The sequence below is a fragment of the Ruegeria sp. BB10 genome, from assembly GCF_056535725.1.
On sequence record NZ_JBQFIW010000001.1, the window covers coordinates 1861170 to 1873372 of the forward strand.

12 protein-coding genes are annotated in these 12203 nt (G+C 57.7%); 2 read left to right on the forward strand and 10 right to left on the reverse strand.

The features are described from left to right. Nucleotides 1–187: 187 nt before the first annotated feature. From trpB to rpsA, 6 genes are all read right to left on the reverse strand, one after another. Nucleotides 188–1435 carry a tryptophan synthase subunit beta gene (gene trpB / locus ACR3EP_RS09440; RefSeq protein ID WP_480637476.1) on the reverse strand — a complete coding sequence of 416 codons (1248 nt, stop codon included), beginning with the start codon at nucleotides 1433–1435 and terminating at the stop codon, nucleotides 188–190. Between the two features lie 67 nt (nucleotides 1436–1502). Next, complete coding sequence (locus ACR3EP_RS09445; RefSeq protein ID WP_170351758.1) at nucleotides 1503–1838, reverse strand: hypothetical protein; 336 nt, start codon at nucleotides 1836–1838, stop codon at nucleotides 1503–1505. Nucleotides 1839–1885: 47 nt separating this feature from the next. Beyond that, nucleotides 1886–2527 (reverse strand): phosphoribosylanthranilate isomerase, encoded by a 642-nt coding sequence (locus ACR3EP_RS09450; protein ID WP_170351759.1) that lies wholly within the window; start codon nucleotides 2525–2527, stop codon nucleotides 1886–1888. Between the two features lie 9 nt (nucleotides 2528–2536). After that, complete coding sequence (locus tag ACR3EP_RS09455; protein ID WP_170351760.1) at nucleotides 2537–2890, reverse strand: lipopolysaccharide assembly protein LapA domain-containing protein; 354 nt, start codon at nucleotides 2888–2890, stop codon at nucleotides 2537–2539. 3 nt (nucleotides 2891–2893) lie between these two features. Continuing rightward, nucleotides 2894–3178 carry an integration host factor subunit beta gene (gene ihfB / locus ACR3EP_RS09460; RefSeq protein WP_037310872.1) on the reverse strand — a complete coding sequence of 95 codons (285 nt, stop codon included), beginning with the start codon at nucleotides 3176–3178 and terminating at the stop codon, nucleotides 2894–2896. 271 nt (nucleotides 3179–3449) lie between these two features. Then, nucleotides 3450–5126, reverse strand: a complete 1677-nt coding sequence (gene rpsA / locus ACR3EP_RS09465) for a 30S ribosomal protein S1 (protein WP_010438032.1) — start codon at nucleotides 5124–5126, stop codon at nucleotides 3450–3452. A 308-nt stretch (nucleotides 5127–5434) separates the two neighbouring features. Between rpsA and ACR3EP_RS09470 the strand changes: the two genes are divergently transcribed. After that, nucleotides 5435–6898: a sulfatase family protein gene (locus ACR3EP_RS09470; protein WP_480637479.1), complete on the forward strand. Its 1464-nt coding sequence runs from the start codon at nucleotides 5435–5437 to the stop codon at nucleotides 6896–6898. A gap of 186 nt (nucleotides 6899–7084) precedes the next feature. Here ACR3EP_RS09470 and ACR3EP_RS09475 read toward each other — a convergent pair whose 3' ends face one another. After that, nucleotides 7085–8770 carry a tryptophan halogenase family protein gene (locus tag ACR3EP_RS09475; RefSeq protein WP_170414147.1) on the reverse strand — a complete coding sequence of 562 codons (1686 nt, stop codon included), beginning with the start codon at nucleotides 8768–8770 and terminating at the stop codon, nucleotides 7085–7087. A gap of 220 nt (nucleotides 8771–8990) precedes the next feature. Next, nucleotides 8991–9515 (reverse strand): hypothetical protein, encoded by a 525-nt coding sequence (locus ACR3EP_RS09480; protein WP_170378974.1) that lies wholly within the window; start codon nucleotides 9513–9515, stop codon nucleotides 8991–8993. Nucleotides 9516–9733: 218 nt separating this feature from the next. Between ACR3EP_RS09480 and ACR3EP_RS09485 the strand changes: the two genes are divergently transcribed. Next, nucleotides 9734–10213, forward strand: a complete 480-nt coding sequence (locus ACR3EP_RS09485; RefSeq protein ID WP_170351763.1) for a YHS domain-containing (seleno)protein — start codon at nucleotides 9734–9736, stop codon at nucleotides 10211–10213. Nucleotides 10214–10231: 18 nt separating this feature from the next. Here ACR3EP_RS09485 and ACR3EP_RS09490 read toward each other — a convergent pair whose 3' ends face one another. Further along, on the reverse strand, nucleotides 10232–10849 hold the full coding sequence (locus ACR3EP_RS09490; RefSeq protein ID WP_480637481.1) for a (d)CMP kinase: 618 nt from the start codon (nucleotides 10847–10849) through the stop codon (nucleotides 10232–10234). After that, nucleotides 10846–12192, reverse strand: a complete 1347-nt coding sequence (gene aroA / locus ACR3EP_RS09495) for a 3-phosphoshikimate 1-carboxyvinyltransferase (RefSeq protein WP_425081432.1) — start codon at nucleotides 12190–12192, stop codon at nucleotides 10846–10848. The genes ACR3EP_RS09490 and aroA overlap by 4 nt, the downstream gene beginning before the upstream one ends. Nucleotides 12193–12203: the final 11 nt, after the last annotated feature.

The following is a 12203-nucleotide window of genomic DNA, read 5'->3' on the forward strand; positions in this document are numbered from 1 at the left end:
GGCGGGTTTAGGCGAAAGGTCTGGATTCGCTCAATAAATTTCTGAAGGTCAAAATCGTACCTGTGGCGGTCACGCAACAAAGTTACCCAGTTGCGCAATATTTGAAAAGGCCTGTATCCAAAAACAAAGCGGCACACCCGTTTCAGGCGCGCCGCTCTTGTCAAAAATTTCAAATTTTACCGCTTGGTCAGTCTGCGCTGCGGCCTTCGGTATCCGACATGTCGAAGTTCAGATATTTGGCCACGGTCTGTACGTCCTTGTCGCCACGCCCACACATGTTCATGCAGATCAGGTGATCCTTGGGCAGCTCGGGCGCAATTTTCATCACATGCGCCAGCGCGTGGCAGGGTTCCAACGCCGGGATGATGCCCTCGGTCGCGCAGCACAGCTGGAACGCTTCCAGTGCCTCTTTGTCAGTGATCGATACATAGTTCGCCCGGCCAATGTCGTGCAGCCAAGAATGCTCGGGTCCGATACCGGGGTAATCTAAACCGGCCGAGATTGAATAGCCTTCCAGAATCTGCCCGTCATCATCCTGCAGCAAATAGGTGCGATTGCCGTGCAAAACGCCCGGACGCCCGCCGGTCAGCGAGGCGCAGTGCTCCATCTTCTCGTTCACACCTTTGCCGCCGGCCTCAACGCCAATGATGTTGACGTCTTTGTCGTCGAGGAACGGGTAAAACAGGCCCATTGCGTTCGATCCACCACCAATGGCGGCAATGATCGTGTCGGGCAGACGACCTTCGGCCTTCATCATCTGTTCCTTGGCTTCCTTGCCAATGATCGACTGGAAGTCCCGGACCATCGCCGGGTACGGGTGCGGACCAGCGACGGTGCCGATGCAATAGAACGTGTCGCGGACATTGGTTACCCAGTCGCGCAGCGCGTCGTTCATCGCGTCTTTCAGTGTGCCACGGCCAGAGGTCACCGGAATCACCTCGGCGCCCAGCAAGCGCATGCGGAACACATTCGGAGCCTGACGCTGCACGTCATGCGCGCCCATGTAGACCACACATTTCAGGCCGAATTTGGCGCAGACAGTCGCGGTGGCTACGCCGTGCTGCCCTGCCCCGGTTTCCGCAATGATCCGGGTCTTGCCCATGCGTCGCGCCAGAATGATCTGGCCCAGAACGTTGTTAATCTTGTGCGCGCCGGTGTGGTTCAGCTCATCGCGTTTCAGGTAGATTTTCGCACCGCCCAGATGCTCGGTCAGGCGTTCCGCGAAATACAGCGGTGACGGGCGGCCCACATAATTCGCCCACAGGTCGTCCATCTCAGCCCAGAAGGTGGGATCGTCCTTGGCCTTTTCATATTCCTCTTCCAGCGACAGGATCAGAGGCATCAGCGTTTCGCTGACGAACCGCCCGCCGAATATGCCGAAACGGCCCTTTTCGTCAGGTCCGGACATGAAGGAATTGAAAAGATCGTTGGCCATGGGTGTCTCCCTCGTCGTACCCGTTGTTCATAGGAGGTGACGACAGGATTTGCCATGGCAAAACGTATCATTCCGCCGCTTGAACATGCTGTGCCCAAACCTGTAACGCCTGCTGGTTGCTGGGCACGGCAATACAGGGAAAGTGATAGAACTGATTCACATCTGCCAGTCGATTGGCCGCTAGAACGACCTGGCGGTGGGGACCCGACTGAGCAAAGGTTAACATGGCTTCGAGGTCGTGCCAGACGCTTAGCGAGAAATACAGCCCCTGGTGTGGGAACACGCCAGCATGCATGCACAAGGGGTCACCGCGCGCTTGTAGCAATGCCTGACGGGCGCGCCAGAAGAACTCTGGCCCATAGTACCATCGTTTCAATGAAACTCCGCCGATCGCCGCCAGCATGATTACGTCCTCCCCTATCGGGGATACGCAGGTGTTTGCCGATCAGATCACCGGGTCGCGTCGATAAAGGCCCGGACCAATGCCGAATCCTTGACGCCGGGTGCGCCTTCGACTCCTGACGAGACATCCACCTGTCGCGCGCCGGTCATGCGGATCGCCTCGGCGACGTTCTTGGGCGTCAGCCCCCCGGCCAGCATCCACGGACGTTGCCAGTATTTGCGTCCCGCTAACAGACGCCAGTCAAACGCCAGACCATTGCCACCCGGCAGTTCCGCGTTACGTGGCGGCTTGGCGTCGATCAGCAGCTGGTCGGCAACTTCGGAATAGAGATCAATCGCAGCAAGGTCTTCTGCCTCGGCCACGCCGATAGCCTTCATCACCGGCAAACCAAATCGGTCGCGAACCTCGGCCACCCGATCCGGGCTTTCCTTGCCGTGCAGTTGCAACATGTCCAGCGGTACATTGGCGACGATCCGGTCTAATTCCTCATCCGTCGCATTCACCGTCAGGGCGACCTTGGCAACCCCGGCGGGCACCAAATGGGCCAGTTCTGCGGCGGCCGGGACCTCAAGATGGCGGGGCGATTTGGGAAAGAAGACAAACCCGATATAGCGTGCGCCAGCATCCACCGCTGCGCGCACGTGATCAGGGGCGGTCAGACCGCAGATTTTGACGGAGACATCAGACATAAAAGGGCCTCAGCTGGCCTCGTCCAACAGCGCCAGAACTTCGTCCTGACCTTCGTTCTGCTTTTTCTTGAGCTTCTTAACCTCACGCTCAAGCTTGCGCACTTCGCTCTTCTTTGCAGTCGCATCACGGCGATGCTTATGCTCGCGCAGCCATTCCCACAGGAAACCGATGATCAGGCCCGCAACCACACCGCCCAGCACCACGACAAACAGCGGCAGCGACGTGCTGAGGTTAAAGCCCAAAAGCTCGGCAAAAGCTTCGGGCATCAGGGTCAGTTCAACCGTTTCGCGATTGGCCAGCGAGACGGAGATAAGAACGATCCCGAGGATCGCCAGAAAAGCATATCGAAGGTAGCGTATCATGCCCTAGGCTTTACCGTTCAATCGGTCCCTTAGCAACTTGCCAGTTTTGAAAAATGGAACACATTTTTCTTCGACCTGAACAGTTTCCCCGGTGCGCGGATTGCGGCCAACGCGCGCGTCGCGCTGTTTTACCGAAAAGGCACCAAAGCCACGTAGCTCTACGCGGTCACCGCGTGCCATGGCATCCGTCACTTCCTCGAACACGGTATTCACGATCCGCTCGACGTCGCGTTGATACAGATGCGGGTTTTCGTCGGCGATTTTCTGAATCAGTTCTGAACGGATCATAAGCGTTACCCTCCCAGGCGACCGGTTAGCCATCTCTATTTATTTGGACAGTATAGGAAAAAACCGTGATCGGGGGAACGTAAACTCTGTGTGCAAAGCCTTCATTTTCGCGCCAAGTCACGCGTTTTTTTGCTTGCGAGCGTGAAATTCACCGCAAAAGCGTGAACGACAGCCGGAATAAGCCCAAATTTTGGAACATATTGATTCGCAACAAAAACGGCCCCGCGCGGATACGCGGGGCCGTAAATTCGGCTAAGGCTGAGGCCCGGGCTTAGTCGCCCGATTTCAGCGCTGCACCCAGGATATCGCCCAGCGATGCGCCCGAGTCGGAGGAACCATACTGTTCCACGGCCTCTTTCTCTTCGGCTATCTCGCGTGCTTTGATCGACAGGCCCAGACGGCGGGTCTTGCTGTCGACGTTGGTGACGCGGACGTCGACCTTGTCACCAACCGAGAAACGCTCGGGGCGCTGTTCGGCACGGTCACGGCTCAGGTCCGAACGGCGGATGAAGGACTTCATGCCTTCGTATTCCACCTCGATGCCGCCATCTTCGATTGCGGTCACTTCGACGGTCACGATCGAGCCACGCTTCACGCCGCCCACGGCTTCGGCAAACTTGTCACCGCCCAGGGCTTTGATCGACAGCGAGATACGCTCTTTTTCCACGTCAACTTCCGAGACAACGGCTGAAACCATGTCGCCTTTGCGGTAGTTCTGGATCGCATCCTCGCCACGCTCGTCCCAGGACAGGTCCGACAGGTGAACCATGCCGTCGATGTCGCCTTCGAGGCCAATGAACAGACCGAATTCGGTGATGTTCTTGACTTCGCCTTCGACCTCGGTGCCCTCGGGGTGTGTTTCTGCAAACACTTCCCATGGGTTGCGCTGAGTCTGTTTCAGGCCCAGAGACACGCGACGCTTGGCGCCGTCGATTTCCAGAACCATGACGTCGACTTCCTGGCTGGTCGAAACGATCTTGCCGGGGTGGACGTTTTTCTTGGTCCAGGACATCTCGGACACGTGCACCAGACCTTCGACACCGGCTTCCAGCTCGACGAACGCGCCGTAGTCGGTGATGTTGGTGACGCGACCCTGATGGACCGAGCCCAGCGGATACTTGGCAGCAACCAGATCCCACGGATCTTCCTGCAGCTGTTTCATGCCCAGGCTGATGCGGTGGGTCTCTTTGTTGATCTTGATGACCTGAACCTTGATGGTTTCGCCGATCGTCAGGATCTCGGACGGGTGGTTCACACGGCGCCATGCCATGTCGGTGACGTGCAGCAGGCCGTCAACGCCGCCCAGGTCAACAAATGCACCGTATTCGGTGATGTTCTTGACGACACCCTCGACGGTCTGACCTTCGGACAGGTTGCCGATGACTTCGGCACGCTGCTCGGCACGCGATTCTTCCAGGATTGCGCGGCGCGAAACAACGATGTTGCCACGGCGGCGGTCCATTTTTAGAATCTGGAACGGCTGTTTCAGACCCATCAGCGGGCCAGCGTCGCGCACGGGGCGAACGTCAACCTGCGAGCCGGGCAGGAACGCAACTGCGCCACCCAGATCGACGGTGAAGCCACCTTTGACGCGACCAAAGATTGCACCTTCGACGCGCTGGTCGTCGGCATATGCTTTTTCCAGACGGTCCCATGCCTCTTCACGGCGGGCCATCTCGCGCGAGATGACGGCTTCGCCACGGGCGTTTTCTGCGGCACGCAGGTAAACTTCTACCTCGTCACCAACAGCGATTTCAGGGGCTTCGCCGGGATTTGCGAATTCTTTCAGATCAACGCGGCCTTCCATTTTGTAGCCTACGTCGATGATGGCTTGGCCGGCTTCGATCGCCAGAACCTTACCTTTGACAACAGAACCCTCTTCGGGCGTGTCCATTTCGAAGCTTTCGTTCAGGAGGGCTTCGAATTCCTCCATGGATGCGTTAGCCATGTGGCGTTGTTTTCCTTTACATAACGTTTTTACTGGCCGAGCGGTTGTTTCCGCCGGTCTTGTTTCATGATGCCTTCAGGCGTGATCCGGGGCGCATCTGACTACACAAACACAAAGGGCCGAGGTAACCCGGCCCTGCTCAGATACGTCATCCGGACGTTGACCGCCCTTGTTCAGACGCGTGCTCTATAGCGAGTCTGCTGAAGCACTGCAAGTCAAAGCCGGAAAGCGACCCAGTTGTCGCAAGTTGAAGTCCTCCGTCGGCGAAACGATGCTAGGCTCAATCCAGCGATCAAGGAGCAGACGATTTGAATTTTCTGGTCATAATTTCAGACGAACACCGTAAGGACGCGATGGGATGCGCTGGCCACCCGATCGTCAAAACCCCCAATCTGGACGCCTTGGCGGCGCGGGGTACGATGTTCACCTCGGCTTATACACCGTCGCCAATGTGCGTTCCCACCCGCGCCGCGTTGGCTACCGGAGAGTGGGTGCATACCACTGGTCACTGGGACAGCGCGACACCCTATGCCGGGCATCCGCGCAGTTGGATGCGTCAACTGCGAGACACGGGGCGCGAGGTCGTCTCGATCGGCAAGCTGCATTTTCGCTCGGCCGAGGATGACAACGGTTTCTCGCAGGAAATACTTCCCATGCATGTCGTCGGAGGAATTGGTTGGGCCGTCGGCCTGCTGCGCGAGAACCCGCCCGCGTATGCTTCAGCCGCCGAACTGGCGGGTGATGTCGGCACCGGGCCCAGCACCTATACCGACTATGATCTGGATATTACCGCCGCATCTGAGGTATGGCTGACCGATCCGAAACGTCACGATGCACCATGGGCCGCCTTTGTGTCCCTGGTCAGCCCGCATTATCCGCTGACTTGCCCCGAGAAATGGTACGACCATTATGATCCCGCGGATATGGACCTGCCGGTGGGTTATGGCCACGGCCTACCTGATCACGCAGAGCTGCAAAACATTGCGTCGTTCTTCAACTACGATGACTATTTTGATGAACAAAAGATGCGCGAAGCCAAGGCCGCATACTACGGGCTAACATCCTTCATGGACGATTGCGTGGGGCGCATCCTGACAGCTCTGGCCCAAAGTGGTCAGGCCGAAAATACGGTCATTGTCTATGTTTCAGACCATGGCGACATGATGGGCGATCAGGGGTTCTGGACCAAACAGGTGATGTATGAGGCCAGCGCCGGGGTTCCGATGATCCTCGCCGGACCCGGTATTCCCAACGGCAAGCAAGTCTCAACCTGTACAAACCTGACAGACATTGCAGCAACCGCACGGGACGTCTACGGTGTTCCCGATGATGCAGGCAATGCCAATCAACCGGGCGTTTCGCTTATCGATCTGGCCACGGCACCGGATGATCCCAACCGAACCGGGTTCAGTGAATATCATGACGGGGGGTCAAAAACCGGCAGCTTTATGGTGCGCTGGGATAAGTGGAAATACGTCTATTACGTTGGGCATGACCCCCAACTATTTGATCTTGCATCGGACCCGAATGAACAGACCAATCGCGCCACGGACAGAGTTAACGACCCCGAAGTTCAAGCGGCGTTGGTCGAAGGCGAACGCCGTCTGCGCGAAATATGTGACCCCGAAGAGGTCAACGCGCGTGCCTTTGAGGATCAGCGTAAGAAGATTGCCGAGCTGGGCGGAGAAGAAGCCTGTCGAACGGCATTCGTCTTCAACCACACTCCAACCCCGTCCGAGCAAGAAAAGCAGCGCGAAGGATCCGCGCTCTAGTTCAGAATTCCTCGCCTTCTTTTGAGAAGCTCGTATCAGCTCACGCTGAAGGTCACCGCGCCCGAACTGACGTGTGCCGCCGCAATCGCGCGCCCAGAGCGTCAAAGAGCCATTCTGAGGGTAGAGATATAACACTCCACCCTCAGTTTCACCTCAAGCGCCCTCTGTAGCGAACGCAAAGAAGGTCTAGAACAGTTGCAAATCCTTCGCGCCGCTTTGGATTTCGGCAAAGTTCGGCATGTTTTGGATCGGTACAGATGATGGCGCCGCGCCCGGCATCGCAACTGTCGGCTTCGTCGCCATTGTCTTGCCGAATGCTGGTCGCTGCAACTCCCCTCGGATATCATGCAACAGCATTTTGTGATCCGGCATTTTTGTGAGGATCTGCGCAAGATGCGCTTTCGCAGTCTTCATACCCTGGAACCAAATCTGTCGCTTTAGTGGCCGCAGACGATCACGGATGCCGGTCCCGTAACCGGTATCATAAACCTGTTTACCCAATAGAACCGTTTGGTAAACGCGAAAGTTGAACAACGTCGCAAATTCGATGTCATGTTCCATTGGCAGACGATGCTGCCATAGCTCCAGGTTTTCGGCTAACCGATCCGGTATTTTCATCTCTGTCCGCGCGTCGATCCAATACTGATCGTCAGTGCGGTTACCCAATCGATAGTGGAGACAGATGAACTCCAGAACCTCATCATAAAGCTTATTCATCTGCCGGTTATACCGCGTCCGCAAGGATGGCTCGATGTCTCGCGTGGGCAAGTGTTCCGCAAACCACCGCACCGCATGATCGACCATATGTATCGCCGTACTCTCTAGCGGTTCAATAAACCCGCCGGACAGGCCGATCGCCAAACAGTTCTTAACCCAGGCATTGCGCACACGCCCAATGCGCATGGGGATCACGCGCGGCGTCGCGCCCTTGCCGCTGTCACCCAGCCATTTGAGGTATTCATCCGCCGCCTGATCATCCGTGCGATGCGCGGATGAGAACACATAACCCGTTCCCACACGGTTATAGAGAGGCACCCGCCAGGTCCAACCTGCGCCAAGAGCGGTCGAGCGCGTGACGCTTTCAATCTTCTTTGGGTTGGGATGCTCGATCTGCAACGCCATGGCACGATCATTTGGCAAATAGTCCGAGTAATCCATAAACGGTTCGCCAAGCGCCTGGTTGATGATCAAGCCGCGGAACCCTGTGCAGTCTATGACCATCTCGATGTCATGGCGGCCCTGGCGTTCCAACATCAGATGGCTGACATTGCCCTGTTCATCCAGTTCGACCGATTTCACCTCATCTTGAATATGCTCCACACCGCGCTTGGTGCAGACTTTGGTGAGCATGCCGGCAAATTTCACAGCATCCAGATGATAAGCATAGCCAAACCGCTGTTCGTATTCAGGCTGCCCCAACTGCCGTGCGCCTTTGCACAGACGAGCCAGATCATCATGTGGTGAGATGGACCGCGTAAAATCCCGATCCCCATTGCCAAAGCGCAAGAAATACTCGGCTGTTTCCAACCCTTCCAACAACTGGCCATGCGCAAAGGGGTTCACATAATCGATGCGATTGCCTTTGCGGTCCTTGTTCCAGTTGCAAAACTTCACACCCAGCTTGAACGACGCGTTGGTTTCGCGAAAAAAGTCCCGCTCGGAAATACCCGCCTGACGGAGCGTGACCGGCATGCGCGGCACTGTCGCCTCGCCCACACCCACTGTCGCGATATTGGGGCTCTCGATCAGGCATATGCGAGGGCGATCCTTTTCCGCTGACGTGCGTGAAAGCACCATTTCCAGTATCAGCGCGGTCATCCACCCTGCTGTGCCGCCACCGACGATGGTGATCTTGCGCAAACGATTATTCATGTTTTTTTGTCCCTGTTGGCTCAAGGGATATTATAGCTACGTGCCCATTTTTTGTGTTTTGGACTTAGATCGCAGCTTTCCCTTATGGCGTATCGAAGACTATAACAGCTTTATTGCGTCCAGCTAGGGCCTATAACACTGGGAAACTCAGACCTATCCTACAGGATTGAGACCTGAGGGGTGGGCAGGTATCATCACAGGCTCGAATCCTGAACGCTCGTCAAATCTCCTCACCTTTCTTCAGAAGATCTTCGATCAATTGTCGCTGCAATTCGTTGCTGTCACCGCCACCAAATTGAATCGCCCCTCCGGTGTAGGACGTGCCGTAAGTTGCAGCGATATTCACTGTCTGCGCCAAGCCAGAGATCAGTTGATCCTTCTTCAAAGACGAAAGCGGATGAATGAATGTTGCCCAAACGATTCCGTTGGCAATCGCATAGCGCGCATCCAAAGCGGTGTCGAAATTGGCCTGCATCATTCGGTGCAATTCCTCCTTTGACAGTTCATCAGCACTGCGGACTGCCACCATCGCACGCATGCGATCAGTGCTGATATCCGTGACGACCAGAACAGGCACATCCGACAGTGTCAAAGCAAAGCCCGGCCCCTGCGGCTGTGCCTCGGGATCAAGCGCAAAGAGGATCTTGCCCAGACGTTCATAGTCCATCGGTGGCTCGGTCTCAGGCGCATCTTGGGCCGCCAGACCTCCGGCCAGAAAAATCAACACTAGGGCTAGTCGGATCATGGCATCTCTCCTGCAGGCTACTCCCTTACAATAGGTACCTGCCTGCACCCTGACCAAACAAAGCTTAGTGAAGAGTATGTCGTGCGCCGCCACAAGTTTGAACGATCTGCAAGGTTTGCCGATCTTACTGCGATAGCCCGTTCAAAACACTGCCCCTAACTTTGTTTCAGCGGTTGGCTCCCCCGCCGACCCGAACCTGAACAGGAAAGGAAAACACAATGAAATCTCTGGTTCTGACAACCCTGATCGCCACCTTGCCCCTGATCGCCGCACCGGCCTTTGCAGCGGATGAGATCAATGTCTCGAACGGCATCTCGGCTGCTGGCGCGCCCTTGGCAGCACATGGCGTCGATCTGGTGGCCCTGGTCAACGAAGGTAACCCGGTCGAAGGGTTTGCCACCCATTCCTCGACCTACGACGGGGCATCGTACTACTTCACCAGCGCCGCCAATCTCGAGGCGTTCGAGGCCAACCCCACCGCCTATCTGCCACAGCACGGCGGGTTCTGTTCCTTCGGCGTGTCTGTCGGCAAGAAATTTGATGGCGACCCGGACCAGTATCTGGTCACAGACGGCAAGCTGTATCTGTTCCTGAACGCTGAAACTCGGGCTGCGTTTCTGAAAGACGTGCCAGCCACAGCAAAAACCGCTGATGATCAGTGGGCGCAGATCAAATCCGTCGCCGTAGGCGAGCTGTAATTACCTCTCCCCGCGGCGTTAGGACGTTGCGGGGCGTTTGCTTTCGACAAGAGCTACGGCCTGGGCCAAAGCAGCTTCGATACTCAGATCAGACGTATCCAACAGCACAGCATCTGCGGCAGGCTTCATCGGCGCAGCACTGCGTTCGGCATCCCGCACGTCGCGTTCGCGCACATCTGCAAGCACAAACTCTCGGGTCACATCAGCGCCCTTTGCGCGCAGTTCCAAAAAGCGGCGCTCTGCCCGCACTTCGGCACTGGCGGTAACAAACAGTTTCACTTCGGCCTCGGGGCAAATCACCGTTCCGATATCGCGCCCATCCAGCACAGCCCCCCCTGCCCGACGGGCAAAGGCGCGCTGGAAATCCACCAACGCCGCGCGCACCTCGGGGATCACTGCCACTTTCGAGGCCGCCTGCGCAATCTCGGCCATACGCAAATCGCCTTGTTTCAGTTCTTCCGCAGTCAATGCCTGCGCCGCCTCGATGGGGTCAGTCCCGTCCAGCGTTCGGCGCCCGACCGCGCGATACAGCAGCCCCGTATCCAGATGCGCAAAACCGAACAGCGCCGCCACCCCTTTCGAGATCGTCCCCTTGCCCGCCGCCGCAGGGCCGTCGATGGCGACGGTGAAACTCATGCGCGTTCGACCTTGGCACCCAGGGCGGCCATCAGCGGCTCGAAAATCGGGAACGAGGTCGCGATTGGCCCACCGTCATCCACGGAAACCGGAGACTTCGCACCCATCCCCATGACCATGAACGACATGGCAATGCGGTGATCAAGATAGCTTTCGCAGGTGCCGCCACCGGGGACGTTACCGATGCCCAACCCTTCGACCGACCACCATTCTTCGCCCTCGTCCACGGTCACACCATTGGCCCGCAACCCGCGCGCCATGGCGTCAATCCGGTCGCTTTCCTTGACGCGCAGCTCTTTCACGCCGCCCATCATCGTGGTGCCGTTGGCATTGGCCGCAACCACAGACAACACAGGATATTCGTCGATCATCGAGGCCGCGCGTTCGGGCGGCACATTGATTCCCTTCATATTCGGAGAGTATTTCGCGCGCAGATCAGCGACGGGTTCGCCGCCCTCTTCCCGCTCATTTTCGTACGTCAGATCCGCGCCCATTTCGCGCAATGTGGTGAACAGTCCCGCGCGAGTCGGGTTCAGGCCGATGCCCGGCACCAAAACGTCCGAGCCCGGCGTGATCAGTGCCGCACATACCGGAAAGGCCGCGCTGGACGGGTCGCGCGGAACAGCGATGACCTGCGGTTTCAACTCAGGGCGGCCGGTCAGCGTGATCACTCGGCCCTCATCCGTATCCTCGACGGTGATTTCGGCCCCGAAACCGGCCAGCATCCGTTCCGAGTGGTCACGGGTGGCCTCTTTCTCAATCACAACGGTCTTGCCCGGCGCGTTTAGACCGGCCAGCAGCACCGCGGATTTCACCTGCGCCGACGGCACCGGCACCTCATACCGCACCGGTACAGGCTCTGCCGCACCCACGATGGTCATCGGCAGCCGCCCGCCCGAGCGCCCAACCGATTGCGTTCCGAACAGTGCCAGTGGATCGGTGACGCGGGCCATCGGTCGCTTGTTCAGGCTTGCATCACCCGTGAAGGTCGCGGAAATCGGGCAGGTCGCCATCGCGCCCATGATCAGCCGCACACCGGTACCCGAGTTGCCGCAGTCAATCACTTGATCGGGCTCGGCAAATCCACCAACGCCCACGCCATGCACACTCCATTCACCGTTACCGTGATCCGTGACCTCAGCCCCGAAGGCACGCATGGCCTTGGCGGTGTCCAGAACATCCTCACCTTCCAGCAGGCCCGAGATTCTGGTCTCACCCACCGCCATTGCGCCCAGGATCAGCGACCGGTGCGAGATCGACTTGTCACCGGGCACTTCTGCCATGCCGGTCAGCGGGCCGCAGGGATGCGAGGTCATCGGGATGGGCGTGCCGTGTCCGGACATGGGGGCTCCTG

Coding starts and splice junctions, on each gene's coding strand:
- trpB (WP_480637476.1), bottom strand. CDS start 1,435: ATGGCCAACGATCTTTTCAATTCCTTCATGTCCGGACCTGACGAAAAG.
- ACR3EP_RS09445 (WP_170351758.1), bottom strand. CDS start 1,838: ATGCTGGCGGCGATCGGCGGAGTTTCATTGAAACGATGGTACTATGGG.
- ACR3EP_RS09450 (WP_170351759.1), bottom strand. CDS start 2,527: ATGTCTGATGTCTCCGTCAAAATCTGCGGTCTGACCGCCCCTGATCAC.
- ACR3EP_RS09455 (WP_170351760.1), bottom strand. CDS start 2,890: ATGATACGCTACCTTCGATATGCTTTTCTGGCGATCCTCGGGATCGTT.
- ihfB (WP_037310872.1), bottom strand. CDS start 3,178: ATGATCCGTTCAGAACTGATTCAGAAAATCGCCGACGAAAACCCGCAT.
- rpsA (WP_010438032.1), bottom strand. CDS start 5,126: ATGGCTAACGCATCCATGGAGGAATTCGAAGCCCTCCTGAACGAAAGC.
- ACR3EP_RS09475 (WP_170414147.1), bottom strand. CDS start 8,770: ATGAATAATCGTTTGCGCAAGATCACCATCGTCGGTGGCGGCACAGCA.
- ACR3EP_RS09480 (WP_170378974.1), bottom strand. CDS start 9,515: ATGATCCGACTAGCCCTAGTGTTGATTTTTCTGGCCGGAGGTCTGGCG.
- ACR3EP_RS09485 (WP_170351763.1), top strand. CDS start 9,734: ATGAAATCTCTGGTTCTGACAACCCTGATCGCCACCTTGCCCCTGATC.
- ACR3EP_RS09490 (WP_480637481.1), bottom strand. CDS start 10,849: ATGAGTTTCACCGTCGCCATCGACGGCCCTGCGGCGGCGGGCAAGGGG.
- aroA (WP_425081432.1), bottom strand. CDS start 12,192: ATGTCCGGACACGGCACGCCCATCCCGATGACCTCGCATCCCTGCGGC.